Annotated in this window: 18 protein-coding genes; 7 read left to right on the top strand and 11 right to left on the bottom strand. The window is 35.4% G+C overall.

Annotation, left to right across the window (positions count from 1 at the left end; genetic code table 11):
- Positions 1–187 precede the first annotated feature (187 nt).
- Positions 188–631 (bottom strand): nucleoside deaminase, encoded by a 444-nt coding sequence (locus tag AC1DY0_RS05135; RefSeq protein ID WP_477187582.1) that lies wholly within the window; start codon positions 629–631, stop codon positions 188–190.
- A gap of 58 nt (positions 632–689) precedes the next feature.
- Here AC1DY0_RS05135 and AC1DY0_RS05140 point away from each other — a divergent pair, with 58 nt between their 5' ends.
- Genes AC1DY0_RS05140 through AC1DY0_RS05150 form a run of 3 tightly spaced genes read left to right on the top strand, consistent with a single transcriptional unit; the run spans position 690 to position 4,144 of the window.
- A complete protein-coding gene (locus tag AC1DY0_RS05140; RefSeq protein ID WP_477187583.1) occupies positions 690–1,274 on the top strand; it encodes a hypothetical protein in 585 nt (194 codons plus the stop codon).
- Positions 1,275–1,312: 38 nt separating this feature from the next.
- The gene (locus AC1DY0_RS05145; RefSeq protein ID WP_477187584.1) at positions 1,313–3,094 is read left to right on the top strand and encodes a 1-deoxy-D-xylulose-5-phosphate synthase; all 1,782 of its coding nucleotides are present in this window, start codon (positions 1,313–1,315) and stop codon (positions 3,092–3,094) included.
- Between the two features lie 39 nt (positions 3,095–3,133).
- Positions 3,134–4,144, top strand: coding sequence for a DUF3078 domain-containing protein (locus AC1DY0_RS05150; protein WP_477187585.1), 1,011 nt, complete (start codon positions 3,134–3,136; stop codon positions 4,142–4,144).
- Between the two features lie 74 nt (positions 4,145–4,218).
- Here the strand turns inward: AC1DY0_RS05150 and AC1DY0_RS05155 are convergent, their stop codons facing one another.
- Both AC1DY0_RS05155 and AC1DY0_RS05160 read right to left on the bottom strand, forming a co-directional pair.
- The gene (locus tag AC1DY0_RS05155; RefSeq protein WP_477187586.1) at positions 4,219–5,562 is read right to left on the bottom strand and encodes a deoxyguanosinetriphosphate triphosphohydrolase; all 1,344 of its coding nucleotides are present in this window, start codon (positions 5,560–5,562) and stop codon (positions 4,219–4,221) included.
- Positions 5,563–5,817: 255 nt separating this feature from the next.
- Positions 5,818–6,279 carry an Lrp/AsnC family transcriptional regulator gene (locus AC1DY0_RS05160; RefSeq protein ID WP_477187587.1) on the bottom strand — a complete coding sequence of 154 codons (462 nt, stop codon included), beginning with the start codon at positions 6,277–6,279 and terminating at the stop codon, positions 5,818–5,820.
- A gap of 156 nt (positions 6,280–6,435) precedes the next feature.
- Here AC1DY0_RS05160 and metE point away from each other — a divergent pair, with 156 nt between their 5' ends.
- Positions 6,436–8,760, top strand: a complete 2,325-nt coding sequence (gene metE, locus AC1DY0_RS05165) for a 5-methyltetrahydropteroyltriglutamate--homocysteine S-methyltransferase (RefSeq protein ID WP_477187588.1) — start codon at positions 6,436–6,438, stop codon at positions 8,758–8,760.
- 45 nt (positions 8,761–8,805) lie between these two features.
- Here metE and AC1DY0_RS05170 read toward each other — a convergent pair whose 3' ends face one another.
- From AC1DY0_RS05170 to AC1DY0_RS05190, 5 genes are all read right to left on the bottom strand, one after another.
- A complete protein-coding gene (locus AC1DY0_RS05170; RefSeq protein WP_477187589.1) occupies positions 8,806–9,519 on the bottom strand; it encodes an AAA family ATPase in 714 nt (237 codons plus the stop codon).
- Between the two features lie 39 nt (positions 9,520–9,558).
- Entirely contained in the window at positions 9,559–9,684 is a 126-nt protein-coding gene (locus AC1DY0_RS05175; RefSeq protein ID WP_477187590.1) for a hypothetical protein, read from the bottom strand.
- A gap of 212 nt (positions 9,685–9,896) precedes the next feature.
- Positions 9,897–12,320, bottom strand: coding sequence for a ribonucleoside-diphosphate reductase subunit alpha (locus AC1DY0_RS05180; protein ID WP_477187591.1), 2,424 nt, complete (start codon positions 12,318–12,320; stop codon positions 9,897–9,899).
- A 283-nt stretch (positions 12,321–12,603) separates the two neighbouring features.
- Positions 12,604–13,581, bottom strand: a complete 978-nt coding sequence (locus AC1DY0_RS05185) for a ribonucleotide-diphosphate reductase subunit beta (RefSeq protein ID WP_326399604.1) — start codon at positions 13,579–13,581, stop codon at positions 12,604–12,606.
- Between the two features lie 261 nt (positions 13,582–13,842).
- Positions 13,843–14,415, bottom strand: a complete 573-nt coding sequence (locus tag AC1DY0_RS05190; protein ID WP_477187592.1) for a DUF3109 family protein — start codon at positions 14,413–14,415, stop codon at positions 13,843–13,845.
- Positions 14,416–14,803: 388 nt separating this feature from the next.
- Here AC1DY0_RS05190 and AC1DY0_RS05195 point away from each other — a divergent pair, with 388 nt between their 5' ends.
- From AC1DY0_RS05195 to AC1DY0_RS05205, 3 genes are all read left to right on the top strand, one after another.
- The gene (locus tag AC1DY0_RS05195; protein ID WP_326402673.1) at positions 14,804–15,382 is read left to right on the top strand and encodes a MarC family protein; all 579 of its coding nucleotides are present in this window, start codon (positions 14,804–14,806) and stop codon (positions 15,380–15,382) included.
- A gap of 128 nt (positions 15,383–15,510) precedes the next feature.
- On the top strand, positions 15,511–15,714 hold the full coding sequence (locus AC1DY0_RS05200; protein ID WP_077378243.1) for a hypothetical protein: 204 nt from the start codon (positions 15,511–15,513) through the stop codon (positions 15,712–15,714).
- 2 nt (positions 15,715–15,716) lie between these two features.
- The gene (locus AC1DY0_RS05205) at positions 15,717–16,325 is read left to right on the top strand and encodes an FAD-dependent oxidoreductase (protein WP_477187593.1); all 609 of its coding nucleotides are present in this window, start codon (positions 15,717–15,719) and stop codon (positions 16,323–16,325) included.
- A gap of 23 nt (positions 16,326–16,348) precedes the next feature.
- Here the strand turns inward: AC1DY0_RS05205 and AC1DY0_RS05210 are convergent, their stop codons facing one another.
- The 3 genes from AC1DY0_RS05210 to AC1DY0_RS05220 form a co-directional block, all read right to left on the bottom strand.
- The gene (locus tag AC1DY0_RS05210; RefSeq protein ID WP_477187594.1) at positions 16,349–17,944 is read right to left on the bottom strand and encodes a S41 family peptidase; all 1,596 of its coding nucleotides are present in this window, start codon (positions 17,942–17,944) and stop codon (positions 16,349–16,351) included.
- A 204-nt stretch (positions 17,945–18,148) separates the two neighbouring features.
- Positions 18,149–18,580 carry a deoxycytidylate deaminase gene (locus tag AC1DY0_RS05215; protein WP_477187595.1) on the bottom strand — a complete coding sequence of 144 codons (432 nt, stop codon included), beginning with the start codon at positions 18,578–18,580 and terminating at the stop codon, positions 18,149–18,151.
- Between the two features lie 103 nt (positions 18,581–18,683).
- The gene (locus AC1DY0_RS05220; RefSeq protein ID WP_477187610.1) at positions 18,684–19,277 is read right to left on the bottom strand and encodes a HupE/UreJ family protein; all 594 of its coding nucleotides are present in this window, start codon (positions 19,275–19,277) and stop codon (positions 18,684–18,686) included.
- Between the last annotated feature and the right edge of the window lie 15 nt (positions 19,278–19,292).

Raw genomic sequence — 19,292 nt, forward strand, 5'->3', positions numbered from 1 at the left:
AAATTCTTTGGGAGCAAAATATTTTTTGAGGATGTTTTTTAGGAGCAATTTCCAGCTATTCACTTCAAACGAAGTTCACTGAACTCCTATGAAAATAAATATTAAGTGAAGTAATCTTTATTGTTTTAAAGAAAAAAATAAAGGATTTTCGTTGCTATCTGGGCTAGGAATTTTCGAGTTAACAAGGCTATTTCCTTCTCTCAGCAAAAAATCGTTTCATCAGTTCCGAAGCTTCATTAGCCATAACCCCGCGAACAACGACAGTTTTAGGATGAAGTTGTGTTCCCATTTTTACAAAACCACGGTGTTCATCACTGGCGCCATAAACAATTTTGGTAATCTGGCTCCAGTACAAAGCGCCAGCACACATTTGGCAAGGTTCCAGCGTTACGTAAAGCGTGCAGTCTTTCAGGTATTTTCCGCCAAGGAAATTAGCGGCTGCAGTAATGGCCTGCATTTCCGCATGTGCGGTAACGTCATTAAGTAATTCGGTTAAATTATGACTTCGGGCAATGACGGTATTATTGACCACAATGATGGCTCCCACAGGAATTTCGCCTTTATCAAAAGCTATTTCGGCTTCCTGTAAAGCTTTCTTCATAAAATAGTCGTCCGTGAAAATGTTTTCCATAAAACAAAAATACACTTTTGAACTAATTTTTATTACTTTTAAAAATCATTAATATTTTATGGATACAAAACACAAAATCACCATTCCGAAACCCTGCCACGAAGATTGGGACAAAATGACTCCAAACGATAATGGCCGATTTTGTGGAAGCTGTTCCAAAAATGTAGTCGATTTTACCAATATGTTACCTGATGAAATTCAAATATATTTCCAACAGCATGGTAACGTTTGCGGTAGATTTAAAAATTCTCAATTGGACTCCTTGACTATTCAAATTCCAAATCGAGTTTTATATTCGCAAACACACTATCACAAAATGTTTTTATTGGCTTTACTTATAGCAATGGGAACGACTTTGTTTAGTTGTGCAGATAAAAATGGAAATAAACAAAAAATAGACAAAGTTGAAGTTGTTCAAGATACTTTAGAAATGAATAACATTACTGTTGGTGTACGATTACCTCCAAAAAAAGATCCAAATGACACTTTACACCATAATATTCCGCCACCACCTCCAAGAATAGATCAAGTTAAATTTGTGAAACAAAAAAATCAAGATACACTTATTCATATGACTACTATGGGAGAAATAGCTCCAGAAGCCATTATTGATTCTTCAAAAACCAAAACCAAACAAAATTAATTTAAATTTAAAACCGTAAATTCGCTTTTTAAACTATAATGAAAAGCAATTTACTCGAACATATTCATTCCCCAATTGATTTACGCCAGCTCAACGAAGCACAACTTCCTCAATTGGCACAAGAATTACGCGATTTTATAATCAATATTGTTGCGACCAAAGAAGGACATCTTGGCGCCAGTCTTGGCGTGGTGGAACTCACGATTGCTTTGCATTATGTTTTTAATACTCCAGAAGATTTATTGGTTTGGGATGTGGGACATCAAGCCTACGGACATAAAATCCTGACCGAACGAAGAACCATTTTTCATACTAACCGACAATTAGGAGGTATTTCTGGTTTTCCAAAAAGAAGCGAAAGCATTTACGATACTTTTGGCGTAGGCCACTCCTCCACTTCTATTTCTGCAGCTTTGGGAATGGCAATTGCCTCCAACTTAAAAGGAGATTTCGAAAAACAGCACATAGCAGTTATTGGTGATGCTTCGATAGCTTCAGGGATGGCATTTGAGGGACTGAATCATGCCGGCGTTACCGATGCTAATTTATTGGTTATCCTCAATGATAATGCCATCGGAATTGATCCGAGTGTGGGCGCGCTTAAAAAATATCTAACTTCCGTAAAAGAAGGAAAAAACCCGAAACAGAATAATATGATTCGGTCATTGAATTTCGATTATTCGGGACCAATTGACGGCAATGATATTTTTGCGGTAATCAAAGAATTGAAGCGCCTGCAAAAAATAAAAGGCCCAAAGTTTTTGCACCTCATTACCACCAAAGGCAAAGGCCTTCAACAGGCAGAAGAAAATCAGGTAAAATATCACGCTCCCGGTAAATTTGACGCTGCAACAGGTGAAATCATTCCAAAATCTGAAGAAAATTTACCTCCAAAATACCAAGACGTTTTTGGATTGACCATTCTGGACTTGGCCAAAAAGAATGAAAAAATTGTTGGAATTACTCCGGCAATGCCTTCTGGAAGTTCCTTGAAATTTATGATGGATGCCTTTCCTAAACGTGCTTTTGACGTGGGAATTGCCGAGCAACATGCAGTTACACTATCAGCTGGAATGGCTACACAAGGAATGATCGTTTATTGCAATATTTATTCCACTTTTTTACAAAGAGCTTACGACCAAGTGATCCACGATGTGGCGTTACAAAATTTACCAGTCATTTTTTGTTTGGACCGAGCGGGTTTGGTTGGCGAAGACGGAGCCACTCATCACGGTATTTTTGATTTGGCTTACTTGCGTTGCATTCCCAATATGATTATTTATGCCCCTTTGAATGAAGTTGATTTACAGAATATTTTATATACTGCCCAATTGGGTCTAAATCATCCCATTGCGATTCGCTATCCGCGAGGCCGAGGCGTAACCAATGAATGGGAAAGATCTCACTTAGGGAAATACGAAACAATCGAAATCGGAAAAGCAAAACTACTCAAGAATGGTTCCAAAGTAGCCATCTTATCCACTGGCTCAATTGGGAACAATGTTACTTTGGCACTCGCAAGAATACAGCGTCCTGAAATTTTTGCACATTATGATTTTTCATTTATCAAACCGCTGGATGAAAAAGAACTACATACCATTTTCAGCGAATTCGAGACCATTATAACTATTGAGGATGGAGTCATAAAAGGAGGGTTCGGAAGTGCAGTTTTGGAATTTGCAGCAACTCATAATTATACTTCAAAAATACAGCTTTTAGGAATTCCTGACACATTTATCGAACAGGGGTCTATTGATGAACTACAACAATATTGCAAAATTTCCGTTGATAGTTTAGAAATAATTTTCTCAAGTTGTTGAAATTAATTATTTTGCAAACTTAAATACCTCAGCCCTATTATGACCTTTTTATCCAAACCCATTCTAATTCTATTTTTACTGTTTTCAATCTGTAGTTTCTCACAAATTAAAATAATTACCAGCAAAACGGACACCATAAACGCAAACAAGATTGATCAGGCTCTTACAACTATCATAACTTCAAAACCGGATACTACTTCATATTGGACAAACAAAAACATCTTGGGAATCGATATTTCAGAAATTGCCTTTGTTAACTGGAGTGCTGGGGGTACCAGTGCCATAACAGGACTGGTAAGAGGACATCTTAAACGAGATTACAAAGATGATAATCAAGTTTGGTCAAGTGAACTTATTTTTAGATATGGTCTGAACAAACAAGAAGGGATTGAACTCAGAAAAACAGATGATGTTTTTAGAATCAACTCCACATATGGGTATAGAACAGATACATTATCAAATTGGTATCATTCAGCTAAATTCAACTTCAATACTCAATTCACTAATGGGTATAATTATCCAAATACAGAAAATCCTATTTCGAAACCTTTTGCACCTGCATATACCTTTTTGGGTATCGGATCGGAGTACATTTATAAACCCGAAAAATTTAACGCCTACATATCTCCCTTAACATTAAAGAACACTCTTGTCCTTGACCAAGCTTTAGCCGATTCGGGTGCATATGGTGTAAAAAAAGCAGTTTATGACGCACAAGGAAATCTAATCTCTAAGGGAAAACAATCAAAAACAGAACTTGGTATCCTAGCAAGTTCCTATATTGAAAAAGAAATCTTCACCAATATTACGATAAAAAACCGCTTAACTTTGTACACAGATTATCTTCACAATTTTGGCAATATTGATGTTGATTGGCAATCTTACGCAGATTTAAAAGTAAATGAATACGTAAAAGCAAATGTTGGTTTCAATTTGGTTTATGACGAAGATATTGATGTTATGAAAGAGGAAAATGGAATAATCGTCAATGAAGGCGCAAAAGTTCAGTTAAAACAAGTGTTGGGAATTGGTATTGAATATGTTTTCTAAACCAAAATCACTTAAAATAAAACGCCCTCAAACAGCTAACTGTTGAGGGCGTTTTTATTATATTCTATTTTCATCTAACTCTTTGCGGCAGTAATAGTTTTGTAAAACAACAAAGCATTTCCATCTGTCAGCATTGAAACAAAATGGCAAATATGAAGCAATCTTTCGTATAGATTTTCTTTTTCTAAATGATGTTTTTCTGGCAACATTTTCAGGATAAGATTGTCATAATTAGACATTTTTCCTTCGAATTTATTATTGAAAGCCGTTACGAATTTATCCAATAGTGTCTGTATGATTTGGTATCCAACAATCTCCTTTTCCACCACTTCACGACTTTGATAGATGTTCTTCACACTAATCTTGATGATATCGTCCATTTGGGCTTTGTACTTGCTTTTATCGGTTAAGGAAAAAGGAAATTTCCCCTGCATAATTGCCTCTTCATTTTCAATAAAAACTTTTACGGCATCGTTGATTAAACTTCCAATGGCCAATGCACGCAAATAACTGATTCTGTCTTCTTTGGTTTCTAATGTCTTGTATTTAGAAGTATCAATGCTGTCTTTTACCAATTTAATTAAATACTCCAAAGCAAAATCTTCGGAAACCAAACCTAAATTGATTCCGTCCTCAAAATCAATTATGGTATAGCAAATATCATCGGCTGCTTCAACCAAATAGGCTAATGGATGTCTTTCAAAACCAATATCATTTCCTGTTTTATTGGCAATCATCCCCATATCTGAAGCGACTTCCTGAAAGAAAGCTTTGTCGGTTTGAAAAAAACCATATTTTTTATCGGCTATATTTTGGGTAGGCTTTTTAGGCAAACTCTCTTTAGGGTATTTCATGAAAGCACCAAGCGTGGCGTAGGAAAGTCTGATTCCACCTTCAACACCTGGACGCGAACTGTTCAAAACCGAAAACCCATTGGCATTCCCTTCAAAGTCAATCAGGTCTTGCCATTCTTTGGCAGACAATTGTTCTTTGTATTTAAGTCCATTTCCTATTGAAAAATATTCACCAATGGCTTTTTCCCCCGAATGTCCAAATGGTGGATTCCCGATATCGTGTGCCAAAGATGCAGCTGCGACAATAGCCCCAAAATCATTCATCTGGTAACCGTGCACTTCTTGCAAATATGGATATTTCTCTAGTATTTTTTTTCCAACCAATCGTCCCAAGGAACGTCCCACTACCGATACTTCCAAACTGTGCGTTAAACGAGTATGCACAAAATCGGTTTTGGAAAGCGGAATCACCTGTGTTTTGTCCTGCAAACTTCTAAAAGCGGAGGAGAATATGATTCGGTCATAATCGACTTCAAATCCCAAACGGGTTTCGTCTTGCTCGATTCTTAGTCTTTTACCTGTGTCTCCTTGTCTTTTTAGTGATAATAGTTGTTCCCAGTTCATAATGTATTTTTCGGATTTGTTTTCAAAGATAGAGAAATAGATAGATTTTAAAAACAAAAGTGGTTTTGTAATAAGTGTAAATAATTTTAAACTGATACAGATCAATTTACCGCAACAGTTGCTCGCGTGAGGGGTAGAAGCTAGCTACCGAAGTAGCGCGGATGACCCCCCCGCGTTGAGCAAAGGGGCTGTATAAGCGGGACTATAAGTAAGCCCCTTTGCTCAACGCGGGCACGCCCAAATTGTTATATTTCATCAAATTGCCAATGCGGTGCTGTGTTTGATTTCGCCCATAACGAAAACGCTTTGTGTATTCCCGATGTTTTCTATGGTGGAAAGTTTATTCATCACAAAATCCTGATAACTGGACATATCTTCGACCAAAATCTTCAACATAAAGTCATAATCGCCGGCTATGTTATAGCATTCGATGATTTCTGGAAGTGCCACGATGTCTTTTACAAAATTGCTACCCACGTTTTTGGCGTGTTCTTTGAGCCGAACATTACAAAAAACGGTCATCCCAAGATTCATCTTTTTCTTGTCCAACAAAGCCACATATTTCGTTATGTAACCGTCGCGTTCGAGTCGTTTTATACGCTCATAAACGGGAGTCACCGTCAGGAATAGTTTACTGGCCAGCTCTTTTATGTTGATATTGGAGTTTTCCTGCAGCTGTTTTAAGATTTGTAAATCGACATTGTCAATATTTTCCATAGTTTTTATTACTGTTAGAATTCAATTACAAAATTTTATTTCGCACAAATTACTGTGAAACTAAAACATTACACATCATTTTACTAAAACAAGTAGCTAATTTAATATTAATTATCAAAGTATATAATTTTGTTCAGTAATAAATACTGAGATAAAATGAAAACAAACAATTTAGGTTACCCACGAATTGGCAGCAACAGAGAATTAAAAAAAGCGAATGAACTGTATTGGGCCAACAAAATTTCGGCTGAAGATTTATTGGCGACTGCTGCGACAATCCGAAAGCAAAATTGGCAATTGCAAGCAGACAAAGGCATTGATTTAATTCCTTCCAATGATTTTTCCCTTTATGACCAAGTATTGGATTTAACTCTGATGTTGGGCGCGATTCCGGAGCGTTATCAAGAATTTGCCAAGACAAACAATTCTTTGGACTTGTATTTTGCTATGGCGAGAGGGGCTCAAAAAGAAGGGCAAGATGTCGTAGCTATGGAAATGACCAAATGGTTTGACACCAATTACCATTATATCGTTCCTGAGTTTACAAAAAAACAAAAATTCGAATTGTTTTCGACCAAAATAATCGCCGAATTCATTGAGGCCAAAAAACTAGGAATTGCAACAAAGCCTGTACTTATTGGTCCTGTTTCCTATTTATTGCTCGGGAAAGAAAAAGAAGATGGTTTTCACAGAATTGATCTTATCGACAAATTGCTTCCTGCATATTTTGACATCCTTAGTGCATTACAAACCGAAGGAGCAGAATGGATTCAGTTTGACGAGCCTTTTCTGGCATTGAACTTGACCGACAAGGAGCGTAAAGCCATCACTCACGTTTACAATGAAATCAACAAAAAGTTTCCTTCCTTAAAAATAATCTTGGCTAATTATTTTGATTGTTTTGGCGAAAATCTAGACACTGTTTTGGCTTTGCCTGTACACACTTTACATTTGGATTTGGTGCGTTGTTCGTCTCAATTGGATGATATTTTAAACTCAAACCTTTTCTCCAAAGACACTACACTTTCCCTTGGGGTTGTTGACGGAAGAAACATTTGGAAAAATGATTTCAAAAAGTCATTAGCCTTGATTCAAAAAGCTACAAACGCCATTGGACAAAATCGAGTGATGATTGCTCCTTCTTGTTCCCTTATTCACAGTCCGTGCGATTTGGATTTGGAAACCAATGACGAAACATTAACTCCCGAAATCAAGCAATGGCTGGCTTTCGCCAAACAAAAAATCGAGGAAGTGACACTTTTAAAATCTTTTGCTTCGAATGAACAAGAAGCTGAAACTTCATTGCGATTCATTGAAAACACCGTTGCCAATGAAAACCGCAAAACATCCAAACTAATACACAACCCTGCCGTAAAAAACCGTGTATCTTCAATCACAACAAAGGATTCAAAAAGAGAAAACACATTCGCCATTCGAAGAAAAAAGCAAATAGACGTATTGAATCTTCCTTTGTTCCCAACCACAACAATCGGTTCTTTTCCGCAAACGACTGAAGTAAGAAGTTGGAGAGCCAAGTTCAAAAAAGGAGAATTAAACCAAGAACAATACAATGATTTGCTTCAAAAAGAAACTGAAGAAACCATTCGTTTTCAAGAAGAAACCGGCATCGATGTTTTGGTTCACGGAGAATTTGAGCGTAACGATATGGTGGAGTATTTCGGAGAACAATTGGATGGATTTACCTTCACCAAAAATGGCTGGGTACAAAGTTATGGTAGCCGTTGCGTGAAACCACCAGTGATTTATGGTGATGTTTCGCGTCCAAATCCTATGACGGTAAAATGGGCTGAATTTGCGCAATCACTTACGCCAAAATGGGTAAAAGGAATGTTGACTGGACCAGTAACTATTTTGCAATGGTCATTTGTACGTAACGATCAACCGCGTTCTAAAACCTGTACCCAAATTGCTTTAGCCATTCGTGATGAAGTAGTCGATCTAGAAAAAGCAGGAATCAAAATCATTCAGATTGACGAACCTGCAATTCGTGAAGGATTGCCATTGCGTAAAGAAGAATGGGATACTTATCTGGATTGGGCGATAAAAGCATTTAGAATTTCGGCCAGTGGCGTAAAAGACGATACTCAAATTCACACGCATATGTGCTACAGCGAATTCAATGACATTATTCAAAACATCGCCGATATGGATGCCGATGTGATTACCATAGAATGTTCACGTTCGCAAATGGAATTGCTGGATGTTTTTGCTGACTTCAAATACCCGAACGAAATAGGTCCAGGCGTTTATGACATTCATTCCCCTCGAGTGCCATCACGCAACGAAATGGTGAAATTATTAGAAAAAGCTTCGGCGGTTATTCCTGTTGACCAACTTTGGGTTAATCCTGATTGTGGTTTAAAAACAAGACATTGGGAAGAAACCAAAAAAGCCTTGATCGAAATGGTCGCTGCCGCAAAAGAAATGCGAGTTGCCGTTGGAGATATTGCAACGGTTTAATATCAATATTTACAACTCCCCCCCTCTAGTAGATTTAATAATTTACTAGGGGTTTGTTTTTTGTTTATCAATCTCCGCCTGAATGATATTATTTTTCACTTCTTTCAGCAAATGATTTTTTGCTTCCGCAAAAGTAACATCATAGACTCGGGTTACTTCCTGAAATTCCACAGGATATTTGGCAAGCAACTTTGTATAATAGCTATCCAAAACTTCTTTGGAAGGAGCTGTAAATTCCAATTCCATTTCGAAACGGCGCACCAAGGCTTCGTCTATCATCTGAATTTGATTGGTAGCGGCAATTAATACGGAACGATTGGGAAAATTATCTATAAGCTGAATAATCGAATTCACTACCCGTTTCATTTCGGTGCTGTCTTTGTTGTCATAATCACGAATTTGACCCAAGGAATCAAATTCATCGAAGAATAAAACTGAACTTTCGTATTGCACTTCCTTGAACAGTCCTTCGATATTCTTGGACGTTTCCCCCAATTTTGAAGAAACAATTCGGGAGAGATTGACAATGATTAGCTTTTTGTCAAGTTTTCTTGCAATCGCTTTGGCAGTCATTGTTTTGCCACAGCCTGTTTTGCCGTGCAATAATATTTTATTGACAACAGGCAATTCGTATTGCTCTAAAACCTGACGAAACTGATATTCCTTCAAGAACTGATTAATTTGCTCGGAAACGGCTTCGTTGAACACTACATCTTCGAGATGAACAATGCTTCGGTCTGTAAAATATAATAAACTCAAGGAAATTGGATTTTAAATAATATTTCTTTCGGGAATGATTTATTGCTTGCGAATGGACTTTAAATGACTTTTTACCTCTTCTAAAGTATACAACTTGGTTTTTCCTTCTTCTAAATTCCTTATTCGAATATCTATTTCTCTCTTTACATCTCTAGAAATCTTCATAGCTTCTTTATTAGTATTGAACACAACAAATTTAGACAAATTAAATTATGAAAACGAATGCGTTTTAGCCCCGATTGAAGTGGAAATCCTTTTATTTTTTCTTTAAAAATAAAAAGATTGAAACGGAAAGCGGGATTAGCTCTTAAAAAAAAACAGCTATCATTTACGACAGCTGTTTCTCTTTATTCTTTGTTCTTTAATCTATTTTCTGATTAAGATCCACACATTTCGCAATCGTCTGGACCAGCATTTTTAGCTAATTCAATCATTGCTCTGTATTCTTCAGCAGTCATTTGTGTTTCTACTACTTCAACCGCCTCAAGAACTCTAGCTTGTGGTTTAGAATCTGGAATAACTTCCTCTTTTTTATCGTTGTTCAAAGTAAACTTAATCGCATCAACCGCTGCTTTGGTTCTCAAATAATACATTCCTGTTTTCAAACCAGATTGCCAAGCATAAAAGTGCATTGAAGTCAATTTAGAATAATTGGCGTCCTGCATAAACAAGTTCAATGATTGTGATTGATCCACAAAATATCCTCTTTGACGAGACATATCGATAATGTCTTTCATTGACATTTCCCAAACGGTTTTGTATAATTCTTTCAAGTCTTGAGGAATTATATCGATGTTTTGAACCGATCCGTTGTGACGCATGATTTCTTGCTTCAAATTTTCATTCCACAATCCTAATTTCACTAAATCGTGCAATAAGTGTTTGTTCACCACAATAAATTCACCAGACAACACACGTCTTGTATAAATATTCGAAGTATATGGTTCGAATGCTTCATTGTTACCCAAAATTTGAGAAGTCGAAGCTGTTGGCATTGGCGCAACTAATAATGAGTTACGAACACCGTTTTTCACCACTTCTTTTCTAAGCGAAGCCCAGTCCCATCTTCCTGATAATTCTTCGTCTTTCATTCCCCACAAATTGTGTTGGAATTCTCCGTTTGACATTGGAGATCCTTTGAAAGTAGAATATGGTCCTTCCTCGATTGCCATTTCCATAGAAGCGGTACAGGCAGCGAAGTAAAGGGTTTCGAATATTTCTTGATTTAATGTTTTGGCCTCATCACTTGTAAAAGGCAAACGCAACATAATAAAAGCATCGGCAAGTCCTTGTACCCCAAGACCGATTGGTCTGTGACGCATATTGGAATTTTCGGCTTCTTTTACAGGATAGTAATTTCTGTCGATTACTCTGTTCAAGTTACGAGTCACACGTTTGGTCACATCGTATAATAACTGGTGATTGAAAGCTCCATTCTCTACAAACATTGGTAAAGAAATAGAAGCTAAATTACAAACAGCAACCTCATCACTTGATGTAAATTCCATAATCTCAGTACACAAATTCGAAGAACGAATAGTACCTAGATTTTTTTGATTTGATTTTCTGTTAGCAGCATCTTTATACAACATATAAGGAGTTCCTGTTTCAATTTGCGATTCTAGGATTTTCTCCCACAATTCACGTGCTTTGATGGTTTTTCTACCTTTTCCTCTAAATTCATAATCAGTATATAAAGCTTCGAATTCTTCTCCATACACATCATACAAACCTGGACATTCGTTAGGACACATCAAAGTCCAAGTAGAATCTTCCTGTACACGCTTCATGAATAAATCCGAAGTCCACATCGCGAAGAACAAATCTCTTGCGCGCATTTCTTCTTTTCCGGTATTCTTTTTCAGATCCAAGAAATCAAAGATATCGGCATGCCAAGTTTCGATATAGATAGCAAAACTTCCTTTTCTTTTTCCACCACCTTGATCTACATAACGAGCAGTATCATTAAACACTCTCAACATTGGCACAATTCCATTTGAAGTACCGTTTGTACCACGAATATAAGAACCAGTTGCACGAACATTATGGATAGAAAGCCCAACTCCACCCGCTGATTGCGAGATTTTTGCTGTTTGTTTTAAAGTATCGTAAATACCATCAATACTATCATCTTGCATTGCCAAAAGGAAACAAGAAGACATTTGAGGTTTTGGAGTACCTGCGTTAAACAAAGTAGGCGTTGCATGGGTAAAGAATTTTTTAGACATTAAGTCGTAAGTCTCCATTACCGATTTCAAATCGTCTAGGTGAATCCCCACAGAAACACGCATCAACATATGTTGAGGGCGCTCTACGATTTTTCCGTTTATTTTCAATAAATACGAACGTTCCAGTGTTTTAAAACCAAAATAATCGTAGTTAAAATCTCTGTTATAAATGATATGCGAATCCAAAAACTCTGCATTTTCCATAATCACTTTATGAACCTCTTCGGCTAATAAAGGTGATTCTTGGTTGGTCCTTGGATTGATATAATGAAACATTTCATTCATCGTTTCTGAGAACGATTTTTTTGTATTTGAATGTAGATTTGAAATGGCAATACGAGCAGCCAATTGTGCATAATCCGGGTGAGCAATAGTCATTGACGCAGCTGTTTCAGCAGCAAGATTATCAAGCTCAGATGTAGAAACTCCATCATACAAACCTTCAATAACTCGCATAGCAACTTTAACTGGATCAACCAATTCGTTCAAGCCGTAACATAACTTTTTGATTCTCTCTGTAATTTTATCAAACATTACAGGTTCCTTGTGACCGTCTCTTTTTACTACAAACATACTTTTATCAATTTTTAATTAATGAATTGTGATTTACGAATAGTAGGAATTCATAATCCATTTTTTTACTCACTGTCAATCCATAACCCATTTCGATACTTTGTTTCATCGCATAAAATGAAATGAAACAAAACGCCGTCATTTGACCCGAAATTAATCAGGCTGAATTAACTTAGTTTTTAGATCTGGGGATCTTACAAAAACTATTTAATTATAATTATTTTTTTATTTTTTTTTGTGCTATCAAATACTTTAGAAAATATTTAAAATTCAAAACTTCATTCTAAAAATCGGCGTCAAAGCTAATTTTTTGGGAATCACCTTCGGTAACTTTAACCCCTGATTTTTGATATTCAGCAACTTTTTTCTCAAAGAAATTAGTTTTCCCTTGAAGTGAAATCATATCCATGAAATCAAATGGATTCGCAACATTGTATTCTCTGTCACAACCCAATTCTACCAATAATCTATCGGCAACAAATTCTAAATATTGAGTCATTAAACCTGCATTCATTCCTATCAAACTTACAGGAAGCGACTCAGTAATAAATTCTCTTTCAATATTCAAAGCATCAACAATAATACTTCTTATTCTTTCTTTTGGCACTTTATTTACCAAATGGTGATTGTGTAAATGCACTGCAAAATCACAATGAACTCCTTCGTCACGAGAAATCAATTCATTAGAAAAAGTCAAACCGGGCATCAATCCACGTTTTTTTAACCAATAAATAGAACAAAATGCACCTGAAAAGAAAATCCCTTCTACCGCTGCAAAAGCGATTAGCCTTTCTGCAAAAGAATCAGATTCAATCCATTTCAAAGCCCAATCTGCTTTTTTTCTAATTGCTGGAAAAACATCCAAAGCATTGAATAATTCAGATTTTTCGTTTTCGTCTTTTACATAAGTATCAATCAAAAGCGAATAGGTTTCACTATGAATATTTTCCATCATGATTTGGAAACCATAGAAAAATTTAGCTTCAGCATATTGCACTTCATTAACAAAATTCTCAGCTAGATTTTCATTAACAATTCCATCAGAAGCTGCGAAAAAAGCAAGAATGTGTTTTATAAAGTAACGCTCATCATCATTTAACTTATTATTCCAGTCGTTTAAATCTTGTGACAAATCAATTTCTTCAGCAGTCCAAAAACTGGCTTCCATCATTTTATATCTTTCCCAAATATCATGATGTTTAATTGGAAAAATCACGAAACGATTTTTGTTTTCTTGTAAAATTGGTTCTATTTGAGACATTTGATTTTGTTTGTTTATTTTGATTTTTATACTGAAAATAGATGCGAAAAACGAATTACAAAGATTGTGAAATAATGCGGTTATTAAAAGTCAAACTTATTCACAATAGCTCATAGTTTTTAACAAAAAATAAAAATGGGAATATTTTTCATACAAAATATACTCAACTGATTATCAATTAATTAAATACATTTTAAAGCTTTAAACACCAGTAAAATATAGGATTTTTTAAAAAGACTGAATAGAAATTGTTATTAATTTTTACAAACCTTTTTTTAAGTCTTCAGCTACTTTTTCAAGTTCCAAATACCAATCTTCACCAAAGCGACGAATAAGGGCTTCCTTGACAAATTTGTATACAGGAACTTCGAGTTCTTGCCCTAAAGAACAGGCTGCATCACAAATTTCCCATTTGTCATAATTGACAGCTGCAAACTCCGTGAAATCTTTAACTCTTATTGGATATAAATGACAGGAAACAGGTTTTTTCCAATCAATTATACCTTGATTATAGGCTTGCTCAATTCCACAAAGAGCTGTTTTCCCGTCAAAAATTACGTAGGCACAATCTTTATTGTCAATTAGAGGTGTTTCAAGATCCCCATCTGCACCATTTACCCAAGTTCCTTGAGCTTCTATAGCTTCGATTCCTTGTTTTCTTAAAAATGGTTTAACTTTTGGATATATTTCCTCCAATATTTTTGTTTCTGCCAAACTCAATGGTGCTCCTGCATCGCCATCGACGCAACAAGCCCCTTTGCAAGCTGACAAATTACAAACAAATTCTTTTTCGAGTATATCCTCTGAGACGATGGTTTTTCCTAGTTGAAACATTTTGCAAAGGTAACCAAAGATTCAAGAAATAAAAACCCCTCTCTTCAACATATGCCCACAAAATAGACTAATTAACACATTGCAACTATTTTACTTACATAAATATACAATCTGATTTTTCTGATAAAAAACAACAAAACCAAAAACCTCATCACAAACAACATCTTCATACACATACTACAATTAAAACCATAAACAAATTTAATAATTGATTATCAATCAATTAAACACTTTAACTTTTGATTAATCCTATTTCAATAATTCAATAAAGAACAAAAAAAGAAGACATCTCAATCATTTACATATAGAATTATCAAAATGAAAAAATAACCGTATTTTTGAAAGACAAAAAAGGTTTTTACTCTAACTTTTCATAAAAAAAATACATATGATGGATTTTGATTTAAAGCAAATAATAACTGTAGGGATGGTACTTTTCGCTGTAATTGATATAGTGGGATCTATTCCAATCATAGTGGGATTGAGAGCCAAACACGGTCATATCGAATCAGAAAAAGCAGCCTTGGTAGCCGGATTGATTATGATATTGTTTTTATTTATCGGAGAGGAATTTTTAAGCCTAATAGGAATTGATGTTCATTCATTTGCAGTGGCCGGTTCATTCGTATTATTCTTTTTGGCTTTGGAAATGATTTTAGGCATTCGCATTTATCGAGACGAAGAAGCGAGTTCCGCTTCAATTGTACCATTGGCATTCCCGTTAATTGCCGGAGCGGGAACAATGACCACTTTACTTTCTTTACGTTCACAATTCCACACTATAAATATTGTCCTCGCAATTATATTAAATATTATATTGGTTTATATCGTACTGAAATCATCCGGGAAAATTGAAAAAATGCTAGGACAAAATGGACTTGGCGTAATTCGTAAGACTTTTGGTGTAGTACTTTTAGCTATAGCTGTTAAATTATTCGCTGCTAATGTTAAAGGTTTGTTTGTCTAAAAAAAAAAATTATAAATTTACCCCCTAAATATTTTATTCGTCAAAGATTACAGCCCATTTTAAGCAATTTTTATTTCAAATTTTGATTCAAAAAAATCTTTGGTATTTTTTATAAAAAAATTAAACCTATGAAAATTTTCACTAACATTTTAGTGCTTTTAGCAGTTGCGCTTCTTATTTTCAACATTACTTTAATTGATTTTCAAAATCCATTTAAAGGAGATAGCGTAGTGGCGTTCGTTGGTGTAGTCGCTTCATTTTGTGCAGTATTAATTCTTCTTATTTTTAGAATGTCTAAAAAAATAGTTGAAAAAATGAACGACAACGCATAACTGTGTTTGACGTATTAATTATAGGCGGCGGCGTTTCCGGAATATCATGCGCCATGGTACTAGGTTCTGCCAAAAACAAATCATTTGTTACGTCTAAGAAAATCGGAATTCTAACGCATCAAAAGACTTCATCTCTTCAAGAGGCCCTTTTCAACAATGCTTACGGAATTCCTCCAGGAAAATTAGGTTCGGAATTACTAATTGAGAGCATCGATAATTTATCCAGTACTTATCCCCATATTATTCAAATCCCTGAGGAAAAAGTATTAAAAATAGAAGGTCAGTATCCCGAATTTACAGTTATTACAAACAAAAACACTTACAAAACTGTTACTATTGTAATTGGCATTGGTTCAGCCAATACTTTTGCTATCGAGGGTTTAATGCAGTTTGTGGAACCGCATAAAAAAGCCCTTCCTGAAAAACAAAGGATTCAGCTTAAGAATATTGACCATAAAGTAGCCGATGGAATTTATGTAATAGGAACTCTCGCAGGCTGGCGAAGCCAATTGGCTATTGCTGCTGGAAGTGGTGCCGCAGTCGCTACAGATTTACTTACTTTATGGAACGAGGGAATTCAGACTCATTCCCACGATAGCATTAGAAAATAAACTACTTTTTATACTTATTAAATTTACTTTACCGTTTGAAGTTTTGAATTTTGCTTCAAGACCGCTTTTATCATGGCATCTTCTTTCAAAACCATTTCATAGTAATAAATGTCACCATATAATTGTCTTGCAAACTCTGCATTGACATATCTTTTTACCAATATTTTATAGTTGTGCAAATCAACCTCCAACCCGTTTTGGGAAAGGTATTTCTGGAAAGCATTAAAATACAAATCGGTAGCGTTGATTTTTATCTTAAATTGTTCGAAAGTCAATTTAGCAAATGCACTTCTGTCATTGTCTAGCTCTTCAAAAACAAAATGTCCTACGATTCCTGACTGCAATAAATAAGAAACATTTTCCGCTCCGTGTTCCGCTTCCAAAGGCACGAAAACATCAGGCACAATTCCGCCACCGCCATAAACAATTTTGCCTTTCTTGGTTTTAAACTTTAGAGAATCAACTACTTTTATACTGTCTTTTTTATAAAGCTCACCATGCAAGAAACGAGAATCCGATTCTTTAAAATATTCCTCATTCCCCTTGGAATAAGGCTTTTGAATAGATCTTCCTGTTGGCGTATAATATCTTGCAATGGTTAATCGAACAGCAGAACCGTCATTGAAATCCATTTCACGTTGTACCAATCCTTTTCCAAATGAACGTCTACCTACAATCGTTCCGCGATCATTATCCTGTATAGCTCCAGCCAAAATTTCACTCGCCGAAGCACTGTTTTCATTAATCAAAACAAATACATTACCGGTTTCAAAACTACCTTGTTCTGTGGCATATGTTTTTTCTGTTGGTTCTTTTTTGCTTTTGGTAAAAACAATTAATTCCTTGTCTTTCAAAAACTCATCGGCAATTCCGATGGCCTCTTCCATATAACCACCTCCATTATCCCGAACATCAACAACGAGTGTTTTTATGCCTTGTTTTTTCAAAGAAGCCAACCCTTTTTTGAACTCATCATAAGTAGTTTCGGCAAAACGGTTAATCTTGATATAACCTGTAGTTTTATCCAAAAGCATTGCTATGTCAACACTTTTTAAAGGAATAACATCGCGCTTTATGGTTATATTCATTTTCTTATGTTCGGATTTTCTATAAACCGTCAATTCGATTTGCGAACCCGCCTTACCTTTTAGAGTAGAAAACAAACTATCATTAGGTAATTTTCTACCAAACAGTTTGGTTTTATCGGCGTATAAAATCCGATCACCTGCCTTTATTCCCGCTTTTGCAGAAGGCCCATTTTTTACAGGATTTATAACCGCTAAAGAATCATTGTGCATATAAAAATTAATCCCGATCCCAACAAAATCACCTTTCATTGTCTCGGCTATCTCGGCTTGCTCTTTTGGTGGAATGTACACTGAATGAGGATCTAATTTTGCGAGAATATTATTTACCGTAAGACTTACAATAGAATCGGTGTTGACATCATCTACATATTCGCTATCAATGAAGTCAATCAGTTTGTTGAGTTTTTCTTTGGTATTCTTTTTGGCTATAAAAGATTTGGACGAAGGAGTACCTGACAAACTACCAATAAAAATTCCAAGGGCAAAAATGCCCCCAATAAGTATGGGTAAATATTTATTATCGAATTTCATTTTTTTTCTAATCAGAGTGAAATTATTACTGTTTTTCTTTTTTTGATGATGGCAAAAAAAACAAATTCTAACCCTTAGCCCCGGTTGAAGTGAAAATCCTTTTGTGCTGGGGTTCAGCACAAAAGATTGAAACAAAAAACGGGACGATATTTCCCAAAATGCCTAATGTTTCTGCTCCAAAATCAACAATCGAACGCCTATTTCCTAATCTTCCAAAACGGGAATATGTTCTACTTCTATACCGGCCTTCATTAAAAATTGTATCCCTGAATCATCACGGTATCCATTGTGATACACCACTCTTTTTATACCCGATTGATGAATCAATTTACTGCATTCCTTACAAGGCGAAAGCGTAATATACAAAGTCGCCCCTTCACAGGATTGAGTTGATCTGGCCACTTTCAATATCGCATTTGCTTCAGCGTGGAGAACATCCCAACGAGTCAAACCATCTTCGTCTTCACAACAGTTTTCAAATCCCGAAGGAGTTCCATTATACCCATCTGAAATAATCATACGGTCTTTTACAATAATGGCTCCTACTTTTTTTCTTTGGCAATAGGACAACAAACCCCATTCTGTAGCTATTCTAAGATAGGCTTTGTCGTATTTGTTTAATTTTATTTTATTCATATATGTAAACCATATTTATTAGAGGTCATATATGTTATCGCCTTTTGTTTATTGGTGTTTGTTTGCAACAAACTTGTTATTAATGGCGATTTCATATTTTGAATTATCTTTTCCAGATTTCACTTTCCAGAATCATAGGCAACACTACCCCAATTATAAACGCCGACATTACTAGTGTCCAATCGCGTTTTGAAAAACGAAATACCGTTTGTACAATATACGACAAAATAAGCACAACAATTACCACTACAATTTGAGCGGCTTCAATTCCCAGTGCAAATTCGGCCATTGGTAATAATTTCGAACTGGCGCTACCTCCCAATATTGTTTTAAAATAATTAGAAAATCCCAATCCATGGATAATTCCAAAGAAAAGCGTTATTATAAAAACTAAATTGACACTATCATTTTTACCTGATTTACCAGCTGTAAACAAATTATAGAGAGCCGTTATTAATATTGTAATAGGAATGAGTAATTCTACCACATTTACTTTAACTGAAATAATTCCAAAAACAGAAAGAAACAATGCTGTTGTATGCCCTAAAGTAAACACAGTTACCAAAAGCAAAATCCTTTTCCAGTCATTGAAAGAGAAAGGAATTGACAACGCAATTAAAAATAAAACATGATCATAGGAATGTATATCCAGTACGTGTTTCAATCCTATTTGAAAGTAAATCAAAAATTCTGACATCATAAATTAATTAAG

Source organism: Flavobacterium sp. P1_E4 (genome assembly GCF_056405915.1).